Annotated in this window: 17 protein-coding genes; 2 read left to right on the top strand and 15 right to left on the bottom strand. The window is 73.5% G+C overall.

The window, feature by feature from the left end; translation table 11 throughout:
- Nucleotides 1–44: 44 nt before the first annotated feature.
- From KG102_RS07350 to argC, 9 genes are read right to left on the bottom strand one after another with little or no spacing between them, the layout of a single operon-like run.
- The gene (locus tag KG102_RS07350; RefSeq protein WP_208289110.1) at nucleotides 45–620 is read right to left on the bottom strand and encodes a uridine kinase family protein; all 576 of its coding nucleotides are present in this window, start codon (nucleotides 618–620) and stop codon (nucleotides 45–47) included.
- The gene (gene argH / locus KG102_RS07345; RefSeq protein ID WP_208289111.1) at nucleotides 617–2,074 is read right to left on the bottom strand and encodes an argininosuccinate lyase; all 1,458 of its coding nucleotides are present in this window, start codon (nucleotides 2,072–2,074) and stop codon (nucleotides 617–619) included. Before argH ends, KG102_RS07350 begins: the two co-directional genes overlap by 4 nt.
- Nucleotides 2,067–3,305 (bottom strand): argininosuccinate synthase, encoded by a 1,239-nt coding sequence (locus tag KG102_RS07340; RefSeq protein WP_208213770.1) that lies wholly within the window; start codon nucleotides 3,303–3,305, stop codon nucleotides 2,067–2,069. Before KG102_RS07340 ends, argH begins: the two co-directional genes overlap by 8 nt.
- Before the next feature lie 44 nt (nucleotides 3,306–3,349).
- On the bottom strand, nucleotides 3,350–3,895 hold the full coding sequence (locus tag KG102_RS07335) for an arginine repressor (RefSeq protein WP_208213771.1): 546 nt from the start codon (nucleotides 3,893–3,895) through the stop codon (nucleotides 3,350–3,352).
- On the bottom strand, nucleotides 3,895–4,824 hold the full coding sequence (gene argF / locus KG102_RS07330) for an ornithine carbamoyltransferase (RefSeq protein ID WP_208213772.1): 930 nt from the start codon (nucleotides 4,822–4,824) through the stop codon (nucleotides 3,895–3,897). Before argF ends, KG102_RS07335 begins: the two co-directional genes overlap by 1 nt.
- Complete coding sequence (locus tag KG102_RS07325; RefSeq protein WP_208289112.1) at nucleotides 4,821–6,119, bottom strand: acetylornithine transaminase; 1,299 nt, start codon at nucleotides 6,117–6,119, stop codon at nucleotides 4,821–4,823. Before KG102_RS07325 ends, argF begins: the two co-directional genes overlap by 4 nt.
- Nucleotides 6,116–7,093, bottom strand: a complete 978-nt coding sequence (gene argB / locus KG102_RS07320) for an acetylglutamate kinase (RefSeq protein WP_208289113.1) — start codon at nucleotides 7,091–7,093, stop codon at nucleotides 6,116–6,118. Before argB ends, KG102_RS07325 begins: the two co-directional genes overlap by 4 nt.
- On the bottom strand, nucleotides 7,090–8,295 hold the full coding sequence (gene argJ / locus KG102_RS07315; protein WP_208289114.1) for a bifunctional glutamate N-acetyltransferase/amino-acid acetyltransferase ArgJ: 1,206 nt from the start codon (nucleotides 8,293–8,295) through the stop codon (nucleotides 7,090–7,092). Before argJ ends, argB begins: the two co-directional genes overlap by 4 nt.
- Nucleotides 8,292–9,356: an N-acetyl-gamma-glutamyl-phosphate reductase gene (argC, locus tag KG102_RS07310; protein WP_208213776.1), complete on the bottom strand. Its 1,065-nt coding sequence runs from the start codon at nucleotides 9,354–9,356 to the stop codon at nucleotides 8,292–8,294. Before argC ends, argJ begins: the two co-directional genes overlap by 4 nt.
- 81 nt (nucleotides 9,357–9,437) lie before the next feature.
- Here argC and KG102_RS07305 point away from each other — a divergent pair, with 81 nt between their 5' ends.
- Both KG102_RS07305 and KG102_RS07300 read left to right on the top strand, forming a co-directional pair.
- On the top strand, nucleotides 9,438–10,421 hold the full coding sequence (locus tag KG102_RS07305) for a quinone oxidoreductase family protein (RefSeq protein ID WP_208289115.1): 984 nt from the start codon (nucleotides 9,438–9,440) through the stop codon (nucleotides 10,419–10,421).
- On the top strand, nucleotides 10,418–11,164 hold the full coding sequence (locus tag KG102_RS07300) for a DsbA family oxidoreductase (RefSeq protein WP_208289116.1): 747 nt from the start codon (nucleotides 10,418–10,420) through the stop codon (nucleotides 11,162–11,164). The genes KG102_RS07305 and KG102_RS07300 overlap by 4 nt, the downstream gene beginning before the upstream one ends.
- 148 nt (nucleotides 11,165–11,312) lie before the next feature.
- On the opposite strand, the gene KG102_RS07295 is transcribed toward KG102_RS07300, so the two are convergent.
- The 6 genes from KG102_RS07295 to rplT form a co-directional block, all read right to left on the bottom strand.
- The gene (locus KG102_RS07295; protein ID WP_208289117.1) at nucleotides 11,313–16,265 is read right to left on the bottom strand and encodes an ExeM/NucH family extracellular endonuclease; all 4,953 of its coding nucleotides are present in this window, start codon (nucleotides 16,263–16,265) and stop codon (nucleotides 11,313–11,315) included.
- A gap of 184 nt (nucleotides 16,266–16,449) precedes the next feature.
- Nucleotides 16,450–19,005, bottom strand: coding sequence for a phenylalanine--tRNA ligase subunit beta (gene pheT, locus KG102_RS07290; protein ID WP_208289118.1), 2,556 nt, complete (start codon nucleotides 19,003–19,005; stop codon nucleotides 16,450–16,452).
- Nucleotides 19,005–20,063 carry a phenylalanine--tRNA ligase subunit alpha gene (gene pheS / locus KG102_RS07285; RefSeq protein ID WP_208289119.1) on the bottom strand — a complete coding sequence of 353 codons (1,059 nt, stop codon included), beginning with the start codon at nucleotides 20,061–20,063 and terminating at the stop codon, nucleotides 19,005–19,007. The genes pheT and pheS overlap by 1 nt, the downstream gene beginning before the upstream one ends.
- A 250-nt stretch (nucleotides 20,064–20,313) precedes the next feature.
- Complete coding sequence (gene thpR / locus KG102_RS07280; RefSeq protein ID WP_208289120.1) at nucleotides 20,314–20,952, bottom strand: RNA 2',3'-cyclic phosphodiesterase; 639 nt, start codon at nucleotides 20,950–20,952, stop codon at nucleotides 20,314–20,316.
- Complete coding sequence (locus tag KG102_RS07275; protein WP_249667510.1) at nucleotides 20,949–21,773, bottom strand: TrmH family RNA methyltransferase; 825 nt, start codon at nucleotides 21,771–21,773, stop codon at nucleotides 20,949–20,951. The genes thpR and KG102_RS07275 overlap by 4 nt, the downstream gene beginning before the upstream one ends.
- Before the next feature lie 129 nt (nucleotides 21,774–21,902).
- Entirely contained in the window at nucleotides 21,903–22,286 is a 384-nt protein-coding gene (gene rplT, locus KG102_RS07270) for a 50S ribosomal protein L20 (protein WP_146847295.1), read from the bottom strand.
- Nucleotides 22,287–22,328: the final 42 nt, after the last annotated feature.

Here is a 22,328-nt window from a genome sequence, read left to right as displayed (position 1 = left end):
CATCTTGCCGCACGGCCCCGTAGCCCGCGGGTCGATCCCGGCGCTCAGGACGCCGCACCGTCCGCGACCTCGACGAGCGCGCCGCCCGACGAGTCGAGCCTGACGTCGCAGCGCTCGCGCGTCCGTTCCCGGGCGAAGTGCTCGGCCTCGTCCGCCATCCAGGTCAGCCAGAGCTCCCGGGCCTCGGCGCCGTCGCGCTCCAGCCCACGCGCGAGGCGCAGGTCCGCCGGTGCCTCGACCCAGACGCGCAGGACCGCGACCGGGTCGACCGCACGCCGCGCGGACCCGCAGCCCTCGACGACGAGCAGCTCCGGGACCGGGACGTCGACCCACTCCGCGAACGTCCCCGTCGTCCAGTCGTAGCGCTGGTAGCGACCGGGCACCCCGCGGCGCAGCGGCTCGAGGACCTGCGCCGACAGCCGCGGCCACAACGAGCCCTCCAGCCCCGACCAGCCCTCGTAGAGGTCGTCGAGATGCAGCACCGTCGCGCCGCGGGCGCCCAGCTCGGCCGCCAGTGTCGTCTTGCCGGACCCCGCGGGACCGTCGACGGCCACGAGCCGCACCGGGCCGAGGCGCGGGCGCGCGGCCCGCGCCCGGCGGACGAGCTCGTCGGCGATCACGACGTCCAGGTGCGCAGCTCCGCGGACCGTGCGCGGGCGCGCTCCAGCTGCTCCGCCACACGTACCGGTGCGGTGCCGCCGTAGGCGGACCGCGATGCGAGCGACCCCTCCACCGTGAGGACCGAGTGGACCTCGGGCGTCAGGTGCGGCGAGATGGCGGCCAGCTCGTCGTCCGTGAGGTCCCACAGCTCGATCGGCGGCTCGTGCTCCTCGCACGCCCGGACGCACGCGCCCGCGACCTCGTGCGCGACCCGGAACGGCACCCCGGTCCGCACCAGCCACTCGGCGATGTCGGTGGCGAGCGAGAACCCCTGAGGGGCGAGCGCAGCCAGCCGGTCGGTGTCGAACTCGAGCGTGGCAACCATGCCCGCGAAGGCCGGCAGCAGCACGGCGAGCTGGTCCACCTGGTCGAAGACCGGCTCCTTGTCCTCCTGCAGGTCGCGGTTGTACGCGAGCGGGAGGCCCTTGAGCGTGGTGAGCAGGCCGGTCAGGTCACCGACGAGGCGGCCCGCCTTCCCGCGCGCGAGCTCGGCGATGTCGGGGTTCTTCTTCTGCGGCATGATGCTCGACCCGGTCGAGTAGGCGTCGTGGAGCTTGACGAAGCCGAACTCCTTGGTGGCCCACAGGATGATGTCCTCGGCCAGCCGCGAGACGTCCACCGCGAGCATCGCGGCGACGAACGCGAACTCGGCGACGACGTCCCGCGACGCGGTGCCGTCGATCGAGTTCTCGACCGGGCCGTCGAAGCCCAGCTCGGCGGCGACCGCGGCAGGGTCGAGCCCGAGCGACGACCCCGCCAGGGCGCCCGAGCCGTACGGCGACCGGGCGGCGCGGGCGTCCCAGTCGACCCACCGCTCGACGTCGCGCAGCAGCGGCCAGGCGTGCGCCAGCAGGTGGTGCGCGAGCAGGACCGGCTGGGCGTGCTGCAGGTGAGTGCGGCCCGGCATCGGCGCCTGCCCGGCACGGTCGGCCTGCGCGACGAGGGCGTCGACGACGTCCAGGACCAGCCGCGCCAGGGCGCGCGACTCCTCCCGCAGGTACATCCGCACGAGCGTGGCGATCTGGTCGTTGCGCGAGCGGCCCGCGCGGATCTTCCCGCCGAGGTCCACGCCCGCCCGGTCGATGAGACCGCGCTCGAGCGCCGTGTGCACGTCCTCGTCCTCGAGCACCGGCAGGAAGTCACCGCTGTCCACGTCGGCGCGCAGCCGTTCGAGCGCGTCGACCATGCCCGTGAGCTCGTCGTCGGACAGCAGCCCCGCGCCGTGCAGGACGCGGGCGTGGGCGATCGAGCCGGCGATGTCGTGCCGGGCGAGCCGCCAGTCGAAGTGGGTCGACTGCGACAGCGCCTGGAGGGCCTCCGACGGACCGCCGGCGAACCGGCCACCCCACAGGGAGACGTTGCCGGCCGCCTGGACGGGCCCGGTCGGGCCGACGACGGACTGCTGGTCAGCCACTGATGCCGCCCTGCGTGCCGAGGTCCACGCCGTTGCCGAAGCGCACGTCGCGCGCCGCGGCCAGCTTGGAGGACAGGCCGTAGATCTCGATGAAGCCCTTGGCGGCCGACTGGTCGAAGGAGTCGCCCGTGTCGTACGTCGCGAGGTTGAAGTCGTAGAGGCTCGCGTCCGAGCGGCGGCCCGTGACGGTCGCGCGGCCGCCGTGCAGGACGATCCGCACATCGCCGGAGACATAGCGCTGCGTGTCGTCCACGAACACCTCGAGCGACTTCTTCAGCGGCGAGAACCACTGGCCGTCGTAGACGAGCTCGGTCCAGCGCTGCTCGACGCCGCGCTTGAACCGGGCCTGCTCGCGCTCGACCGTGACGTTCTCGAGCTCCTGGTGCGCCGCGATCAGGGCGATGGCGCCGGGCGCCTCGTAGACCTCGCGCGACTTGATGCCGACCAGGCGGTCCTCGACGATGTCGATGCGGCCGATGCCCTGGGCACCGGCTCGGCGGTTCATCTCCTGGATGGCCTGCAGGGGCGTGACGGGCACGCCGTCGAGCGCGACCGGGATGCCCGCCTCGAAGGTGATGACGACCTCGTCGGCGACCGGCGGGAACGTGGGGTCGTCGGTGTAGGTGTAGACGTCCTTCGTGGGACCGTTCCAGATGTCCTCGAGGAAGCCCGTCTCGACGGCGCGACCCCAGACGTTCTGGTCGATCGAGAACGGGTTGTGCTTGGTCGTCTCGATCGGCAGCGCGTTGCGCGTCGCGAAATCGATGGCCTTGTCGCGGGTCAGCGCGAGGTCACGGACCGGCGCCAGGCACGTCAGGTCGGGCGCGAGCGAGGTGATGCCGACCTCGAAGCGGACCTGGTCGTTGCCCTTGCCCGTGCAGCCGTGGGCCACCGTCGTCGCGCCGAACTGGCGGGCGGCGCGCACCAGGTGCTTGACGATGACGGGCCGGGACAGCGCCGAGACCAGCGGGTAGCGGTCGAGGTAGAGCGCGTTCGCCTTGAGCGCGGGCATGCAGTACTCGGTCGCGAACTCGTCGCGGGCGTCGGCCACGTAGGCCTCCACCGCGCCGCAGTCCAGGGCGCGCTGGCGGATGACGTTGAGGTCCTCGCCGCCCTGGCCGACGTCGACCGCCACGGCGATCACCTCGGCACCGGTCGCCTCGGCGATCCAGCCGATGCCGACGGAGGTGTCCAGGCCGCCGGAGTAGGCAAGGACGACGCGCTCAGTCATGTTCTTCTCTCTTCGATGTGTGCGTGGTTCGGGGATGCTGCGGGTCAGTCTGACGGACGGGTCCGCGACGGGTTGTCGTTGGCCAACGCCAGGAAGCGCGCGGCCAGGGCGGCGCCGGTCTCGCCCTCACGGGCGATCACCAGCACGGTGTCGTCGCCGGCGATCGTGCCCAGCACGGCGGGCAGCACCGAGTGGTCGATGGCCGACGCGAAGAACTGCGCGGCACCGGGCGGGGTCCGCAGCACGACCAGGTTGCCGGACGCCTCCGCGGTGACCAGCAGCTCGGCGCACAGGCGCGCGAGCCGGGCGGCCAGCATCTCCTCCCCCACCGGGGCCCAGTCGGGACCCGCGGCCGGGGCGCGCTGGCCACCCTCTGCGGGGACCGTGTACGCGAGGGCGCCGGACGGCGTGCGGATCTTGACCGCGCGCAGCTCGACCAGGTCGCGCGAGAGCGTCGCCTGCGTGACGGTGACGCCCTCCGCCGTGAGCAGCTCCGCCAGCTGCTGCTGCGAGTGCACGGTGCCGCGCGTGAGCAGCGCCGTGACAAGCGCGTGGCGGGCGGCCTTCGTGTGCGGGACGGTGACGCTCACTAGCCCTCCACCAGCCAGCTCAGGAGCGCCTTCTGCGCGTGCAGCCGGTTCTCGGCCTCGTCCCAGACGACCGACTGGGGGCCGTCGAGGACGTCGGCAGTGATCTCCTTGCCGCGGTAGGCGGGCAGGCAGTGCAGGACGAGGGCGTCGGGCCGGGCCAGCGCCATCGCGGCGGCGTCGACGCGGAACGGGACGAAGGGCGTCTCCCGCTCCGACGCCTCGGTCTCCTGGCCCATGGAGACCCACGTGTCGGTGGCCACGGCGTCCGCGCCGGTCACCGCCTCGGCGATCGAGTGGACGACCGTCACCGACCCGCCGGTGTCGGCAGCGATGGCCGACGCGTCGGCGAGGATCGACGCATCGGGCAGGTAGCCCTCCGGCGTGCCGATGCGCACGTGCAGACCGGCCGTCGCCCCACCGAGCAGGTAGGAGTGCGCCATGTTGTTGGCCCCGTCCCCCACGTAGGCCAGCGTGTGTCCCGCCAGGGAGCCCACACCGCCACGGTGCTGCGCGATCGTCGTGAGGTCCGCGAGGATCTGGCACGGGTGGAAGCTGTCCGTCAGGGCGTTGACCACGGGGACACCGGCGTGCTCGGCCATGCGCTCCAGGCGCTCCTGGGAGAAGGTGCGCCACACGATGGCGGCGACCTGCCGCCCGAGCACCCGTGCGGTGTCCTCGATGGACTCCCGCTCCCCGATCCGGGCGAGCTTCCCGTCGACGCTCAGCGGGAAGCCGCCGAGCTCCGCGATCCCGGCCGTGAACGACACCTGCGTGCGCAGGGTCGGCTTGTCGAAGATGACGGCCACCGCCCGCGGACCCGTCAGCGGCGTCCGGATGAACCGGTCGTCCCGGAAGGCAAGGGCGAGCTGGAGGACGTCGCGCTGGTCGCGGGGGGACAGATCGTCGTCACGCAGGAAGTGCCGGGTCATGACAGGTCCTCCCGGAGGGTCGTGAGGAACTCCACGAACTGGCCCGCCTGCTCGTGGGTGAGCAGGAACGGCGGCGCGAGCCGCACGGTGGTCGGGGTGCAGGGGTTGACGATGAAGCCGTCCTCGAGCGCCCGGGAGGCGACCGTCGCCGCCACGGGCGCGGTCAGCTCGACGCCGATGAGCAGGCCCTCGCCACGCACCTCGGCGACGAGGGGGTTCCCGGTGCTCGCCAGCCGGCCGCGCAGCGACGAGCCGAGCTCGGTCACGTGGGCGAGGAGCCCGTCGCGCTCGATCACGGCGATCGTCGCGAGCCCGGCGGCCGACGCCACGGGGTTGCCGCCGAACGTCGTCCCGTGCTGACCCCGGCCGAGCAGCGTCGCGGTGCGCTCGCCGTACGCGATGAGCGCACCGACGGGGAACCCGCCGCCGAGGCCCTTCGCCACGGTGACGGCATCGGGCACCACGCCGCCGCCGAGGTGGGGCAGGTGGTGGGCGAACCAGGTACCGGTCCGGCCCATGCCGGTCTGGACCTCGTCGAGGACGAGGAGGGCCCCGTGCTGCGCGGTGAGCGCGCGGGCGTGCGCGAGGTACCCCGGCGGCAGCGGTCGGACGCCCGCCTCGCCCTGGATGGGCTCGAGGAACAGGGCCGCCACCCGGTCGCCGTCGACCGCGAAGGCGGCGTCCAGGGCGGCCGTGTCGCCGAACGGCAGGAACTCGACGCCCGCGGGCAGCGGCTCGAAGGGCTCCCGGTACGCCGCCTTGTGGGTCAGCGCCAGGGCGCCCATCGAGCGGCCGTGGAACGACCCCTCGAGCGCGAGGATCCGCGGGCGCTGCGTCCCGCCGTTGCGCCGCGCGAGCTTGAACGCCGCCTCGTTGGCCTCGGTACCGGAGTTGGTGAGGAAGACGCGCGAGCCCTCGGGGGCACCGGCCAGCGAGAGCAGGCGCTCCGAGAAGGCGATCTGCGTCGGGCTGGCGAAGAAGTTGGAGACGTGCCCGAGCGTGCCGAGCTGGGCGCTGATCGCGGCGGTCAGCGTCGGGTGGGCGTGGCCCAGGGAGTTCACCGCGATGCCGCCGAGGAGGTCGAGGTACCGCCGGCCGTCGGCGTCCCACACGTAGGGACCCTCGCCGCGGACCAGGACGCGCTGCGGCGCACCGAAGGTGTCCATGACCGCGTGCGTGTACCGCTCGGTCCACTGCGCGACCGAGCCGTCGACCGCGGGGACCGCGACCGCCGGGCCGTCGGGGCCGTCGGGCGACCGGTGCCGCGCCCGGAGGCCCGTGTTCTCGACGGTCATGCGGTCACCTCGGTGTTGGGGTGCGGCACCACGGGGATCGGCGCGGTGAACGGGGCGTCGGGCGGTTCCTCGTCGGGCAGCACCATGGTGCCGATGCCGTCGGAGGTGAACACCTCGACCAGGATCGAGTGGGGTGCGCGGCCGTCGATGACGTGGGCGCGGCCGACGCCGCCTTCCACGGCGCGCCAGCAGGCCTCCATCTTCGGGCGCATGCCGGCGTCGAGGGTCGGCAGGATCTCCGCGAGGGCGCTGGCGGACAGGCGCCGCACGAGCGAGCCGCGGTCCGGCCAGCTGGTGTAGAGCCCCTCCACGTCGGTGAGCACGATGAGCTTGCGCGCACCGAGTGCGACCGCGAGCGCGGCGGCCGCCGTGTCGGCGTTGACGTTGAGCACGGTGGTCGGGTCGTCGATGTCGGGCGCGACGGTGGACACCACCGGGATCCGGCCCGCGTCGAGCAGGTCGAGCACGGCGCCGGGGTTCACCTTGACGACGTCCCCCACCAGGCCGATGTCCACGCTGTGGCCGTCGACGATCGCGGTCCGGCGGCGGGCCTGGAAGAGGCCGCCGTCCTCGCCCGACAGCCCGACGGCGTGCGGCCCGTGCGCGTTCAGCAGCCCGACCAGCTCACGCGAGACCTGCCCGGTGAGCACCATCCGGACGACCTCCATCGCCTCGGGGGTGGTGACGCGCAGCCCGCCGCGGAACTCCGACTCGATGCCGAGCCGGACGAGCATCGCGTTGATCTGCGGTCCCCCGCCGTGCACCACGACCGGCTTGAGGCCCACCTGGCGCAGGAAGACCATGTCCTCGGCGAACGCCCGCTTCAAGCCGTCGTCGATCATCGCGTTGCCGCCGTACTTCACGACGACGAGCGCGCCCGAGAACTTCTGCAGCCAGGGCAGCGCCTCGATGAGGACCTCGGCCTTCTGGTCGGCGCGCAGGTCCGTGCGGGTGTTGAACTGGAAGTCGGTCATGTGGAGTACGCGCTGTTCTCGTGGACGTAGTCGTGCGTGAGGTCGTTGGTCCAGACGGTGACGGCCTCGTCGCCCGCGTGCAGGTCGATCAGCACGTGGACCTCGCGGTTCGCCGCCAGGTCGACCTCCGAACGCGGCCGGAAGGCCACGCCCGCCTTGCACACCTGGACACCGTTGATGGTGACGTCGAGCTGGTCGGGGTCGAAGGCGGCGACGCTCTCCGGCACCGTCCCCACCTGCGCCAGGACCCGACCCCAGTTGGGGTCGTTGCCGAACATCGCGGCCTTGAACAGGTTGGAGCGGGTGACCGCACGGGCCACCGCGAGCCCGGCGTCCTGCGTCTGCGCGCCGGTCACGGTGACCGCGATGTCGTGCGTCGCCCCCTCCGCGTCGGCGACGAGCGCGCGGGCCAGCTCGGCGCAGACCTGCGTGAGGGCCGCCGTGAAGTCGGCCGGCTCCGGCACGGCCCGGCTGGCGCCCGAGACGAGCAGGGTCACGGTGTCGGAGGTCGACATGCAGCCGTCCGAGTCGATGCGGTCGAACGTCTGCGCGGTCGCGGCCCGCAGCGCCGATGCCGCCGTCTCGGCGTCCAGCACCGCGTCGGTGGTGATCACGCAGAGCATGGTGGCCAGCCCGGGCGCGAGCATCCCGGCGCCCTTGGCCATGCCACCGACGGTCCACCCGCCCTGCTCCCCGTCGACGTGCACGTGGGCGGTCTTCGGGACCGTGTCGGTGGTCATGATCGCGACGGCCGCGTCCGGTCCGCCGTCGGGCGAGAGCGCCTCCACCGCGAGGTCCACGCCGGCGAGCAGGGTGTCGATGGGCAGACGCTCACCGATGAGGCCCGTGGAGCACACGACGACGTCGCCCGGGGAGACCTCGAGCGCGGTGCCCACCTTCTCGGCGGTCACGTGGACGTCCAGGAAGCCGTCCGGCCCCGTGCAGACGTTGGCGCCGCCGGAGTTGAGCACGACGGCGCTGACCACCCCGTCGGACACGACCTGACGCGACCAGACGACCGGCGCGCCGACCACCCGGTTGGTGGTGAACACCGCCGCGGCGGCCTGCGACGGCCCGTCGTTGACGACGAGCGCGAGGTCCGGGCGCCCCGACGGCTTGAGCCCCGCCGTGACGCCCGCGGCGCGAAAGCCCGCAGCAGCGGTGACGCCCGCGGAGGTCGGGGCGTGCTCGTCGATGGTCACGGGGCGACTCCGTCCAGAGGAAGGCCCAGCGTCTCGGGCAGCCCGAGCGCGAGGTTGAGGGACTGCAGGGCGCCGCCGGCGGTGCCCTTGACCAGGTTGTCGAGCGCCGTGACGGTGACGACCCGGCCCGCCCGCTCGTCGACGGCGACCTGCACGAGCGCGGTGTTCGCACCGAGCGTCGCGGCGGTCGTGGGCCACTGGCCCTCGGGCAGCAGGTGCACGAAGGGCTCGTCGGCGTACGCCTCCTGCCACGCGGCCCGGACGGTCGCCGGGTCCGTGCCCGCGACCAGGCGCGCGGTCGCGGTCGCGAGGATGCCACGGGCCATGGGGACGAGGGTCGGGGTGAACGAGATGGTGACGTCCGCCGCGCCGGCGGACCGCAGGTTCTGCACGATCTCCGGGATGTGGCGGTGCGTCCCACCCACGGCGTACGGCTGTGCCGCGCCGAGCGCCTCGCTGGCGAGCAGGTGCGTCTTGAGGGACTTCCCCGCGCCCGAGTACCCGTTGGCGAGCACCGCGACGAGGTCGGTGGGCTCGATGACACCGGCGGCGACGCCGGGCTGCAGACCCAGCGACACGGCGGTGACGTTGCAGCCGGGTACGGCGATCCGCCGGGCGGCAGCGAGGACCGCGCGCTGGCCGGCGGCGGTGCGCTCACCCGGGTGCATCAGCTCCGGCAGGCCGTACGGCCACGTGCCGGCGTGGGCGCTGCCGTAGAACTGCTCCCAGTCCTGCGCGTCCACCAGCCGGTGGTCTGCTCCGAGGTCCACGACGACGGCACCGTCCCCGCGCGCCTCGAGCTCGGCGGCGATGGCGCCACTGGCACCGTGCGGCAGCGCGAGCACCACGACGTCGTGACCGGCCAGCTCCTCGACCGACGTCGGCGCCAGCACCCGGTCCGCGAGCGAGCGCAGGTGCGGCTGGTGCGCCCCCAGCGGGGTGCCGGCGTTGGAGTGGGCCGTGAGGGCACCGATCTTCGCCTCGGGATGGGCGAGGAGCACGCGGAGCATCTCGCCGCCGGCGTACCCGCTGGCACCCGCGACCGCGACCGTGAACGTCATGTGCATGAACATACACAACACTGCACGAACATTCGAACTGGGTTGCCGGAACACGGCGGAGCGCCGTCGCGTTTTGCCAGCGTGCGCGCCATCCATGCCACCGCCTCGGGCGGACCCGACGTCCTCGAGCTCGTCGACCTCCCCGACCCCGAGCCGGCGGCCGACGAGGTCCTCGTCCGCGTCGCCGCCAGCGGCGTGAACTTCGTCGACGTCTACCGTCGCAACGGCACCTACCGGGCACCGTTCCCGCACGTCGTCGGCGCCGAGGGCGCCGGCGAGGTGGTCGCGACCGGGGCGGACGTCAGCGAGATCGCGGTCGGTGACCGCGTCGCCTGGGCGTCGGCACCCGGCTCGTACGCCGAGCTCGTGACCGTCCGGGAGTCGAAGGCGCTCCTCGTGCCGGCGGGCGTGCCCGACCAGGTGGCCGCCGCGCTGCCCCTGCAGGGCCTCACCGCGCACTACCTGGTGACCTCGACGTTCCCGGTGCAGGCGGGGCACGACGTGCTCGTGCACGCGGCCGCGGGCGGCGTGGGGCTGCTGCTCACGCAGCTGGCCGCCCGCCGCGGCGCCCGGGTCATCGCCACCGTGGGCAGCCCCGAGAAGGAACGCCTGGCGCGGGAGGCGGGCGCCACCGACGTCATCCGCTACCGCGAGCTCGGCCACCTCACCGACGACCTGCCCGCGCAGGTGCGGGCGCTCACCGGCGGTCGCGGCGTGCACGCCGTCTTCGACTCCGTCGGCAAGGACACGTTCGACGCGTCGCTGGCCTCGCTGCAGCGCCGCGGCATGCTCGTCCTGTTCGGCGCATCCTCCGGACCTGTCCCCCCGGTGGACCCGCAGCGCCTCAACGCGGCAGGGTCGATCTTCCTGACCCGCCCCACGCTCGACGACCACGTCGCCACCCGTGACGAGCTGCTGTGGCGCGCGGGCGAGCTGTTCGACGCGGTCCGGGCCGACGAGCTCGCCGTGCGCGTCGGAGCGACGTTCCCGCTCGGCGACGCGGCCGCCGCCCACCGTGCGCTCGAGTCGCGCTCCACCACCGGAAAGGTCCTGCTGCTCCCGTGAGCATCCTCACCCTGAACACGGTCCGCACGCTCCAGGTCGAGGTCTGGTCCGACATCGCGTGCCCCTGGTGCTACATCGGCAAGCGCCGGTTCGCCGCTGCCCTGGCCGACTTCCCGCACCGCGAGCACGTCGAGGTGACCTGGAAGGCCTACGAGCTGTCGCCGCACACCCCTGTCGGCCCCGGCAGGCCGGAGATGGCCGCCCTGTCGGCCCTCAAGGGAATCCCCGTCGACCGCGTGCGGCAGATGTTCGCGCAGGTCACAGCCGTGGCTGCCGGGGAGGGCCTCGCCTACGACTTCGACCGGGCGCTGGCCGTCAACACGTTCGCGGCCCACCGGCTGGTCCACCTCGCGCGGACCACCGGCGGAGCTCGGCTGGCCGAGCGGACGCTGGAAGCGCTGTTCTCCGCGCACTTCGAGCACGGCGCCGACCTCGGCGACGACGAGACCCTGGTGCAGGTCGTCAGCGGTGCCGGTGTCGACCCGGACGCCGCACGTGCCGCGCTGGCGTCGGACGCGGGCGCGGACGCCGTGCGGGCCGACGAGGACGAGGCGCGGGCGCTCGGCGTCACCGGCGTGCCGTTCTTCGTCGTCGACCGGCGCGTCGCCGTGTCCGGCGCCCAGCCCGCCGACGTCTTCACCCAGCTGCTCGAGGCCGGGTGGCGCGAGGCCAACCCGCTGCAGACCCTGGCCACCGCCGACCCCGACGCCGCCGCGTGCGTGGACGACTCGTGCGCGACCTGACCCTCAGGCCGGTCATCGACGCCGAGCCCCCCGCGCTCGCCGCTCTCAACGCCGCCGCCGTGCCTGCGCTGCTCCGCCGCGACGTCGTCGACCTCTGAGCACGACCGAGGCCCGCGCCCCGAGGGGACGCGGGCCTCGGTCCGCCCGGTCAGCGGGTGCTGACCGGCTTGCTCGTGCTCGGGCTCACGTTCGCGGTGTCGCTCGGGACGAACGTCGCCGTGTACGTGTGCCGACCCGTGGGCAGCGTGCCGATCGCGATGCCCAGCACCACGTTGAGGCGCTTGACCACCCTCGTGCCCTCACGGATCTCGATCGTGCCGGACGGCACCCGCCCGTTGTCGGCCGAGACGGTCACGAGGGCCAGCGGCGGGATGAACAGGAAGCCGGGGGTCACGGCCAGACCGGTCGTGGTGGTCACCTTGTTCACCACCACCGTGACGGGCGCCGACTCCGAGCCGGAGACCGAACCGTCGCCGGCGAACCGGGCGACCACCGTGTAGCTGCCGGCCGGCGTCGACGCCGGGAGCCGCAGCGTGGCGGTGCCGCCGCGCAGCGCCGCCGTACCGAGCACGGTGTCGCCCGAGACGAACTCGACGGAGCCCGTCACCGGGACGTCCGCCGCGACCGTCGCGGTGAGGGTGACCCGCGAGGTGCCGAACACCTGGCTCGACGGCGAGGCCGTCAGCGTGGTGGTCGACGACGGGGTGCCCGCCTCGACGGTGAGCGGGAGCGTCACGGTGGTGCCGCTCGGGCTCGCCACGAGGGTGAGCGTGTGCGCGCCGGCGCTGGTTCCCGCCGGGATCGTCACCGAGACGTCTGCGTTGCCGCCGCTGACCGGCGCGGTCCCGAGGGACACGCCGTCGAGCAGGACGTCCAGGCTGGTGTTCTGCGGCGAGCCGAGGCTCGTGAGGTCCAGCTTGGTGACGGGGAACGCCAGCGTCTCGCCCGCGCCGACCGTCTCCGGCAGCTCCGGGACGCCCACGGCCTGGCGGGCGAAGTCCGGCGACAGCTGCGGGTGGGTCTGCAGGTAGGAGATCCACCCGTCCCGGTCGATCAGACCGGAGTCCCGAGCGTCCGTGCTGTCGTTGAAGACCCGGAAGTTGTCACCCCCCGTGATCAGGAACGAGAACGTCCCGATGCGGTACTCCGCCGCCGGGTCGAGCGGCTGGCCGTCCACGGTCACCGACGTGATGTGCGAGCCGAGCGGAGCCGCCGGGTCGTACGTGTACGTGACGTTGTCGGACAGACCGAGCTGCAGGTACGGACGCGACGGGATGGTCCCGTCCGGGTTTGTCTGCCACTGCTGCTCGAGCATCGTGACCACCTGGGCGCCCGTGAGGGTCGTGGTCCAGAGGTTGTTGACGAACGGCAGGACGCCGTTGGCCTCGGCCGTCGTGACGACGCCGTCCGGTGCGTAGTACAGCTCGGCGCGCAGGCCGCCCGGGTTGACGACGCCGATCTGCGCGCCGCCGAGGTTCTCGGGGGCGAGCGTGTCCCGCAGCGAGTTGGCCACGAGGTCACCCAGCGTCGACTCGTTGGCGCGGTCGTCACGGGCGGTCGACGCGGCCGTGTAGCCGTTCGGGCCGTACGTGCCGCCGGTGAAGGCGGTGGTGATGTCCGCCGTGACGGAGCCGACCGGGACGGACCCCACCTCGGTCGCGTAGGCGAGCGCCGCGGTGACGATCGTGTTGACCTCCGCCACGCGCGGGTAGGTCGCGACGAGCTGGGCCGCGAACGCCGCCTCGTTCTGCGCCGGGGTGTTGCCCGGGATCGCCGGAGCGACCAGGCGCGCGACGTTGGTCCGCGCGTGCGCGACGACCTCACCGCTCGCCGGGTCGTACGTGAGCACGATCTTGCCGACGAACTCGCCGTAGCTGCCGGTCTGGAGGATCGGCCTGGTGCTGCCGGGCTCACCGGGGACCGGCGCGGCCCACGCGTACTGCTTGTGGGTGTGTCCGGTGAAGATGGCATCCACCGCGGCCGCCGTCTCGTTGACGATCTGCGCGAACGCGCCGCCGGCGGCGAGCTCCTCCTCGAGGGTCGAGCCGTCCGGCGTGCCCGCGCCGGCTCCGTCGTGGTAGCTGGCGACGAGGACGTCGGCCTCGCCGTTGCTCTCGTCACCGTCGCTCAGCTGCGCCGCGACGCGGTTCACAGCCTCCACCGGGTCGCCGAACTCCAGCTGCGCGATCCCGGCCGGGGTCACCAGCGTCGGCGTCTCCTGCGTCACCGCACCGATCACACCGACGGACACACCGTCCAGCTCGAGGACCGTGTACTCGGGCAGCGCGGGAGTCGTCGTGCCCCGCAGGTAGACGTTCGCACCGAGGTAGTCCCACTCCGCGTTGGTCCCACCGGCGATCACCCGGTCCGTGAGGTCGGTGAACCCCTTGTCGAACTCGTGGTTGCCGACCGCGGAGGCGTCCAGCTCGAGGGCGTTGAGCACGTCGATCGTCGGCTGGTCGTTCTGCACCGCCGAGGCGAACAGCGACGCGCCGATGTTGTCACCCGCGGACAGGAAGGCCACCGGGCCGTCCGCCGCCGCTCGCTCCTGCTCGACCGTGCCCGCGAACTTCACCGTGTTGGCGTCGATGCGGCCGTGGAAGTCGTTGATGTCGAGCAGGGTGAGGTTCACGGGCTTCGCGGCGCCGTTCACCATCCCGACGACGACCGGGTCGTGGTCGGAGGACCGGTACACGTCCGGGGCGTAGTAGAGCGTGCCGTGGTAGTTGTACCGGTCGTACTCGAGGGCGATGGCCTCCTCGGCGTTGATCTCCCAGACGTCCGCACCCGTCGCCCGCTCCATGGCCGGCCCGTTGAGCAGGACGTGGTCGAGGGAGCCCGACAGACCGCTGAACGAGTACGAGTACTGGCCGTCCGCGAGCGCCGTGGCGGCGTCGGTGTACCCGGCGTCGTACAGCGTCTGCATCGGGTCCTCGAGCGTGTAGGCGTTGAAGTCACCGAGGAGCGCGACCGACTCGGCCGCACCCTGCACCGTGGGCACCCAGTCGCGCAGCGCCTGCGCCTGGCGCACGCGCGACTCGTTGGACGCGCCCTGCCCGTCCCCCGTGTCGGCGTCACCCGGCCACGGACCGGCGGACCCCTTGGACTTGAAGTGGTTGACCGCGACGAAGAACGGCTCGCCCCCGCCGACCGGCGTGAAGACCTGACCGATGGGCTCACGCGCGTTGCCGAACGCCTGGTCGTCACCGCTCTGCGTGCCGAGCGCGCGCGACTCGCCCGTGCGCTCGACGGCCGCCGGCTTGTAGATCAGCGCGTTCGTGATGACGTCGAGTTCCGCGGCGGGCGGCAGCTCGGCGGACGACGGGACGAACGCCCAGACGTCGGACCCGGCGGCTGCGTTGAGCGCGGCCACGAGGGTGCCGAGCGCCTCGTCGGCGACGCCGTCCACGCGCGCCGAGTTCTCGATCTCCAGGAGCCCGACCACGTCGGCGTCGAGCGCGTTGATGGCGGCCACGATCTTGTCCTGCTGGCGCTGCAGGTCCGCCGGGTCCCAGGCACCGCGCGGGTCGCAGCCGCCGTCGACGGTGACCGGGTCACCCGTGCGGTCGTTGTAGGACGTGCACCCCGCCGTGGCGGCGCCCAGGGTCGTGAAGTAGTTGAGGACGTTGAACGACGCGACCTTGAGGTCACCGCCGACCTCGGAGGGCGCAGCGGTCCGGTCGTTCTCGAACGTCACGGACGCCGGCCCGGGTGCCGTGGGGTTGAGCTTCCAGACGTTGTTGCGGAAGTCGACGACGACCGGGGCGGTGAGGTTCGCCGCGGCACCGACCCGCACCGGGTTGGTGAGCGAGACGTACGGCGGCGTGAGGTCCGAGTTCGCCGCGGAGAGGAAGTTGGTCGACGAGCCGTCGTCGAGCACGACGCCACGGGCGGCGTTGTCGGCGGCGGCCGCGGACGCCTCGGCCGAGCCGGGACGGCCGACCTCGGTGGGCTGCAGCAGCGGCGACGTGCCGGCCGCGAGCCCGACCTCGCCGTACTGGTTCGTGGAGTAGGTGTTGGTGACCGTCAGGTCGCCGGTCGGCTGGAACAGCATCGACTCGAGGGCCTCGCGCGCGGGGTCGGTCGTCGGCCACGTCGTCGCGACCGGCGTCACGGGATCGGCGGCGGGGAGGTCGACCACGTCGGCCGTCGACGCGACGGTGAGCTCCGTGAGGCCGTTGAACTCCGAGACCAGGCCGGTCACCTGCACGTGGTCGCCGATCGCGACCGTGCCGGCGGTGGCCGAGGAGAAGACGAAGAGGGCGTCCGACGCGCCGGGGGTCGCGTCGGCGGTGCCCCCGGTGCCCGGCGTCTGGATGACGTACCCGTTGAGGCCGCCGGTCGGGTAGACCGCGGTGACGATGCCGCTCGTGGTGACCGACTGCCCGGCCAGCGGGGACGTGGCGCCCTCGCCCTGGATCTGCGCGATGGTGGCCGTCGTCGGGTCCGGGTCGACCGGACCGGTGCCCGCGACACCGGGGCTCGGCGCCGCGGCGGTGAAGTCCGCGGCGTTGTTCGCCGTGTTCGTCAGAGCCACGTCGCGGGAGACCGACTGCGTGTTCGAGGCGCCGAGTGCCGGCCCGCTACCGGCGAAGGCGGAGGCGTTGCTGCCGTAGCCGACGAGGTCGACGACCGAGTCCGCCGCCGCGCAGGCGCTCCCGGCGCACGACAGCGGCGTCGTCGAGGCGACCAGGGCGACCTTGCCCGCGGTCCCGCTCATCGCGACCGTGCCCGTGACGTTGCCGGTCACCGGCGTCGTTCCACCCGTGCCGGCCGCCTGCACCACGACGTACGCCGCACCGGGTGCGATGACGCCGGTCAGTGGCGTCGTGAGGCTGGCCCCGAACGCGCCGGTGGCGGACGCGTACTGGACGGACCAGCCCGTGACGTCGACCGGCGCGGCCGACGCGTTCACCAGCTCGACGTAGTCGTTCGTGTAGGTGGCGCCGCTGTTGCCGCCTCCGCCGTACACCTCGTTGATCAGGACGCGTGGTGTGGTGCCGACCGCGGCCTGGGTGGCCCCCGCCGTGATCACACCGCCTGTCAGGGCGAGCGCGAGGGCTGCGACGCCCCCGCTGATCGACTTCGTCGCACGGTGCACGTCGGGCACTCCTTCGTCGGACACGCAAAAAGTGACCGTCGACACGGCCGGGTCAACTGTCGCCGTTCGTCCGTTTCGTCGCAACTACCGGTCGGTAACTATTGAGTGAATTCGTCCGACCTCTCGCCGGGACGCCGGAAGCCCCGCCGACCCTCGGGGTCGACGGGGCTTCCGGGAGGCCCGGTCAGGCGCGCAGCGTCGCCCCGAACCGGCCGTGCGCCTCGGCGACGACCGCCTCGCGGACGGCCGCGGTCTCCTGCGCGGTGAGCGTGCGGTCGTCCGCACGGAGCCGCAGGGAGAACGCGAGGGACTTGTGGCCCTCACCCACCTGCGCACCCGAGTACACGTCGAACAGGCGGACCTCCTCGAGGACGTCCCCCGCGGCGCTGCTGGTCGCGCCGACCCGCACCGCGTCCAGGACGTCGGCGGCGGGCACGCCGGCGTCGACCACCAGGGCGATGTCCTCCTTGGCGACCGGGAACGTCGAGACCGGCGTCGCCTGCACCGGGTCGGGCGACGCCGCAGCGAGCAGGACGTCGAGGTCCAGCTCGAACGCGGCCGTGCGAGCGGGCAGGCCCAGCGCGCTCACCACGTTCGGGTGCAGCTCGCCGGCGTGGCCCACGAGCGTCCCGTCGCTCGTCGTGAACCGCGCGCACCGCCCGGGGTGCCACGGCGCGTGCTCGGCGTCGGCCGACACCAGCAGCTCGACCCCGACCACGGCCGCGACCAGGCGGAGGGCGGCCACGGCGTCGGTGTGATCCGCCCGGCGGCCGGTCCCCCACCAACCGGCGGGCTCCCGCATCCCGGCGAGCACGCCGGCCACACGCCGCGGCTGCGCGGGCACCGCCGCGGTGAGCGCGGCGAGCTCGTCGCCGGAGGGCCGGACACCTCCGGGCAGACGGGGCGCGGGCGGGGCGTCCGGCGCCGGACGTGTCACCAGGCCCAGCTCGAAGATCGCGAGGTCGCTCTCGCCCCGGCTCACGTTGCGCCGCGCCGTGTCCAGCAAGGTGACCAGCAGGTTGGTGCGCAGGAACGGCTGCTCGTCGGACAGCGGGTTGACCAGCCGGACCGCGCGACGGCGGTCGTCGTCGGCGGGCAGGTTCAGCGCATCGAGCTGCTCGGTCCCGACGAACGGGTAGCTGAGCACCTCGACCAGGCCCGACTCGGCCAGGGCCCGGGCGACGGAGCGCCTGGTCCGCTGCTCCTGCGTCAGACCTGCCCCCGACGGCGCCGCCGGGAGCGTCGACGGGATCGCGTCGTAGCCGCGCAGGCGTGCGACCTCCTCGACCAGGTCGACACCCGCCACCAGGTCGGGACGCCACGACGGCGCCTGGACGGTGACGGTCCCCGGGCCGGAGTCGGCCACGTCGCAGCCGATCGACTCGAGCGTCTCGCGCACCTCCTGCGGGGTGTAGGGCACCCCCACGAGCCGCGCGGGCAGCTCGAGGTCGAGGTCGAACGGGGCCACGGGCACCCGTCGGTCGAGGTCGGTGAGCGGCCCGGCGACACCGCCGCCGTGCTCGACGAGCAGTGCGACGGCCCGCGCGACCGCCACGGGCGGCAGTTCGGGGTCGACGCCGCGCTCGAACCGCTTGGCGGCCTCGCTCGGGAGCTTGTGCCGCCGCGCGGAGCGCGCGACCGTGACCGGGTCGAAGTGCGCGGCCTCGACCAGGAGGTCGACCGTCGTGGCACCGACCTCGCTGTCCCCGCCGCCCATGACGCCGGCGACGCCGATCGCGCGGGCGCCCACCCCGTCCGGGCTGTCGGTGATGAGCAGGTCCTCGGGGTCCAGGGCGCGCTCGACGTCGTCGAGCGTGCGGATCCGCTCGCCGGGGCGCGCGCGCCGCACGACGATCGGCTCGGTGAGGTGGGCCAGGTCGTACGCGTGCAGCGGCTGCCCGATGTCGAGCATCACGTAGTTGGTGACGTCGACGGCGAGGTTGATGGGCCGCATGCCGGCCTGCTGCAGCCGACGCTGCATCCAGGCGGGCGACGGGTCGTTCGCCCGCACGCCGCGCACCACCTGGGCGACGAACCTGTCGGCACCCGGTACGCCGTGGATCGGCGCGGTGTCCTCGATCTCGACGGCGAACCCGCCGCCGGCAGGCCGCTCGTCGCCCGTGGGCAGGCCACGGTCGGTGAAGGCCGCACCGGTGGACAGGCTGTACTCGCGGGCGACCCCGCGCATCGAGAAGCAGTAACCGCGGTCGGGCGTCACGTTGATCTCGAGGACCTCCTCGCCGAGGCCCAGCAGCTCGCGCGCGTCCGTGCCGACGGGTGCGTCGAGGCCCAGCTCGGCCAGCACGATGATCCCGGCGTGGTCCTCGCCCAGGCCGAGCTCCCGCGCCGAGCAGATCATCCCGTCGGACACGTGCCCGTAGGTCTTGCGGGAGGCGATGGCGAACGGCCCGGGCAGCACCGCCCCCGGCAGCGCGACGACGACGCGGTCGCCGACCGCGAAGTTGTGCGCGCCGCAGACGATGCCCCGCGGTGCACCACCCGGTTCGTTGTGCTCGGGACCGACGTCCACGCGGCACCAGTTGATGGTCTTGCCGTTCTTCTGGGGCTCCGGCGTCAGCTCCACGACCTCGCCCACGACCAGCGGACCGGTCACGGCGGCCGCGTGGATGGCCTCCTCCTCGAGCCCGACCCGGACCAGGTCCGCCGCCAGCCGCTCGGCGGTCAGGTCCGTGGGCAGCTCGACGTGCTCGGCGAGCCACGTCAGGGGGATGCGCGGCATCAGATCTCCGTCCCGAACTGCAGGGAGAAGCGGATGTCGCCCTCCACCATGTCGTGCATGTCAGCGATGCCGTGGCGCAGCATCAGGGTGCGCTCGATGCCCATGCCGAACGCGAAGCCGGAGTAGACCTCAGGGTCCACCCCGACCGCCCGGAGCACGTGCGGGTTGACCATCCCGCAGCCGCCCCACTCGATCCAGCCGGCCCCGCCCTTCTTCTGCGGGAACCACAGGTCCATCTCCGCGCTGGGCTCGGTGAAGGGGAAGAACGAGGGCCGCAGACGCGTGCGCGCCTCCGGGCCGAAGATCGCCTGCGCGAAGTGGTCGAGCGTCCCCTTGAGGTGCGCCATGGTCAGCCCCTTGTCCACGGCGAGGCCCTCGACCTGGTGGAAGACGGGCGTGTGCGTGGCATCGAGCTCGTCCGTGCGGAAGACCTTCCCCGGGCATGCGATGTACACCGGCAGGTCGCGCTCCAGCAGCGTGCGCGCCTGCACGGGCGACGTGTGGGTGCGCAGGACCAGGCCGGACGGCTCCTTGTCGGGGCCCTCGACGAAGAACGTGTCCTGCATCTGCCGCGCGGGGTGGTCGACCCCGAAGTTCAGCGCGTCGAAGTTGAACCACTCCGCCTCGAGCTCCGGGCCCTCGGCGATCTCCCAGCCCATCGAGACGAAGATGTCGGCGATGCGCTCCGACAGCGTCTCCAGCGGGTGCCGGGCGCCGCGTGGGTGCCGGTCGGTGGGCAGCGTCACGTCGAGCGACTCCTCGACCAGGACGCGCTGGTCGCGCTCGGCCTCGAGCTCGGCCTGGCGCTCGGCGAGAGCGCGCGCGAGGCGGCCCTTGGCCTGGCCGAGGAGCTTGCCGGCGGTCGCCTTGTCGGCGGGTGCGAGCCCACCGATGGCACGGTTGGCGAGCGCGATCGGGCTGCGCTCCCCCACGTGCTCCAGCCGGGCGGACTTCAGTGCGTCGAGGTCACCGGCGGCCGCGAGGGCCTTCAGCGCAGCCTCGACGGCGGACTCGATGCCGGTGGCGTCGAGCGGGGACAGGGCGGTGTCGTGGGACATCCTGACCTTCCAGTGCAGGTTCTGGGCAGCCGACGCCGCACGCAGCGGGCTCGGCTGTGGCCGCGAGAACGAGGTCTGCGGCCAGCGGACAAGTCTAGAGGCGCCCGATCCGGGTCTGTGCTGCCGGTCCAGCGGTGGACGGCCTGCTCAGTGCGCGTGGTGGCGCGGCCCGGGAACGGGCCCCAGAAATCGGCGACCACCGGCCGCCCGACCACTCGCTGTCATGGCGGCCATCCTGCCACGGTCCCCGTTACCGTCCGAGCGCATACGTCTCGACCCGCTCGTACAGGGGCCCGCCGCCGCGACCCGCGCCGGGGTGGGACGACACCAGGTGCAGCTCGTCGACGAGCCAGCGGGGTCCCTCGTAGACGGCGAGCGCCCGGACGAGCGACGCGGCGACGTCCTCGTCGGTGGGCACCGGCGCGTCCGCCCGCGGTCGGTGGCGGTCCGGGCGCGACGAGCGGCGGCGCGGCGGCCGGCTGCCCGGGCGGACCCGACCGACCGTGAGGTGGGGGCGATCGCGGGCCCGGTTGTCGACGGCACCCGCGGGCTGCCCCGCCTGCACGGACCCGTGGCTGAGCGCACGCTGGGCGTCGACGTCACCGCCGACCCCCACCCAGAGCGTGCGATGCGCGAAGACGCCGGCCCCCCGCAGCCCGAGCTCGTACGGCTGGATCGACGCGGCGACCCGGGCGAGCGCGGCCGACAGGCTCGGCACGGCACCGTCCGGGACGTCGCCGTAGAAGGCCACGGTGAGGTGCCACGAGTCCCGGGCGGACCAGCGCACGGCCGACGACAGCCCGGCGGGAGCACCCCGCACCGAGGCGAGCGCCAGGTCGAGGTGGTCGAGCACGTCCGGCGGCGGCCACACCGCGGCGAACAGCCTCATCGCTGCGCGCGCGAGCTCGCGTACAGGCAGACCGTCGCGGCGGTCGCGAGGTTCAGCGACTCGGCTCGGCCCCTGATCGGTACCCGCACGACGGCGTCCGCCAGCGCCCGGTCCTCGTCGCGCAGGCCCCACGCCTCGTTGCCGAACACCCACGCGGTCGGCCGCGCCAGGTCCGGGACGCCGTCCGGCGCAGCACCGGAGACGTCCAGCAGGTCGTCGAGGTCGTGCGCGCCCGACCCGTCGGCGGCCAGCACCGTCAGACCTCCGGCACGCAGCGCCGCGATCGCCGGCGCAAGGTCCACGCCCGTGACCACGGGCAGGTGGAACAGCGACCCGGCCGTCGACCGGACGACCTTGGGGTTGTGCACGTCGACGCTCTGCGCCGTGAGCACCGCGGCGTCCGCCCCCGCGGCGTCGGCCGCTCGCACGACCGTGCCGGCGTTTCCGGGGTCGCGCACGTGGGCGAGCACGGCGACCAGGCGCGGGGCCTGCGCGAGGACGGACCCGAGGGACGGCGAGGCCAGCGCCGCCACCGCGACCACCTGCTGGCCGTCGGGGCTCATCGCCTCCAGCACCTCGGCCGTGCCGGTGTGCACCCGGATCTCGCGACCGCGCGCCGCCCGCACGATCTCCGGGTAGCGCTGCGCGGACGCCTCCGAGACGTACAGGTCCTGCACGTCGGCGGCGAGCACGGCCTCCCGGACGGCCTGCGGTCCCTCGACGACGAACCGGCCGGAACGCTGGCGCGCCGAGCGTCCGGCCAGGGCTCGCACGGCTCGGACCCGTTCGGCGCGGGGGTTGGTCAGGATGTCGTCGGCCACGGGGACATCATGCCCGGGTACGACGATGCCCCCGTGAGCCAGTGGCTCCGGGGGCGTCGGGGTGCACCGAGCCGCCGCCCGGCCCCGCCAGGAGGCGGGGCGGGCGGTCGGGCTAACAGCGGTCGAGGGTCACGCAGCCTTCGGCGCGTTGACGTCCTCGGGCAGCGCGGCCTTGGCGGCCTGGACGAGCGTCGCGAACGTCGCGGCGTCGTTCACGGCGAGGTCGGCCAGCACGCGGCGGTCCACCTCGATGCCGGCGAGCTTCAGGCCCTGGATCAGGCGGTTGTAGGTCAGACCCTGCTCGCGCGACGCAGCGTTGATGCGCTGGATCCACAGCTTGCGGAAGTCCTGCTTGCGCACCTTGCGGTCGCGGTACGCGTAGACGAGGGAGTGGGTGACCTGCTCCTTCGCCTTCCGGTACAGGCGCGACCGCTGACCGCGGTATCCCGCAGCGCGCTCGAGGGTTGTACGGCGCTTCTTCTGGGCGTTGACCGCCCGCTTCACGCGTGCCACGTGATGCTCCTTGCTTGTCTCAGGCTCGGACCGGGTGACCGG

It is taken from the genome of Cellulomonas fengjieae, assembly GCF_018388465.1.
Taxonomy (GTDB): Bacteria; Actinomycetota; Actinomycetes; order Actinomycetales; family Cellulomonadaceae; genus Cellulomonas; species Cellulomonas fengjieae.
The sequence above is the reverse complement of the archived record's forward strand: the minus strand, read 5'-3'. Positions and strand labels throughout refer to the sequence as shown.

What these genes read in the sequence shown, in the direction of transcription:
- KG102_RS07340 (WP_208213770.1), bottom strand. Translation starts at nt 3,305, where the DNA reads ATGACTGAGCGCGTCGTCCTTGCCTACTCCGGCGGCCTGGACACCTCC.
- argF (WP_208213772.1), bottom strand. Translation starts at nt 4,824, where the DNA reads ATGACCCGGCACTTCCTGCGTGACGACGATCTGTCCCCCCGCGACCAG.
- KG102_RS07325 (WP_208289112.1), bottom strand. Translation starts at nt 6,119, where the DNA reads ATGACCGTCGAGAACACGGGCCTCCGGGCGCGGCACCGGTCGCCCGAC.
- argB (WP_208289113.1), bottom strand. Translation starts at nt 7,093, where the DNA reads ATGACCGACTTCCAGTTCAACACCCGCACGGACCTGCGCGCCGACCAG.
- argC (WP_208213776.1), bottom strand. Translation starts at nt 9,356, where the DNA reads ATGACGTTCACGGTCGCGGTCGCGGGTGCCAGCGGGTACGCCGGCGGC.
- pheT (WP_208289118.1), bottom strand. Translation starts at nt 19,005, where the DNA reads ATGCCGCGCATCCCCCTGACGTGGCTCGCCGAGCACGTCGAGCTGCCC.
- pheS (WP_208289119.1), bottom strand. Translation starts at nt 20,063, where the DNA reads ATGTCCCACGACACCGCCCTGTCCCCGCTCGACGCCACCGGCATCGAG.
- thpR (WP_208289120.1), bottom strand. Translation starts at nt 20,952, where the DNA reads ATGAGGCTGTTCGCCGCGGTGTGGCCGCCGCCGGACGTGCTCGACCAC.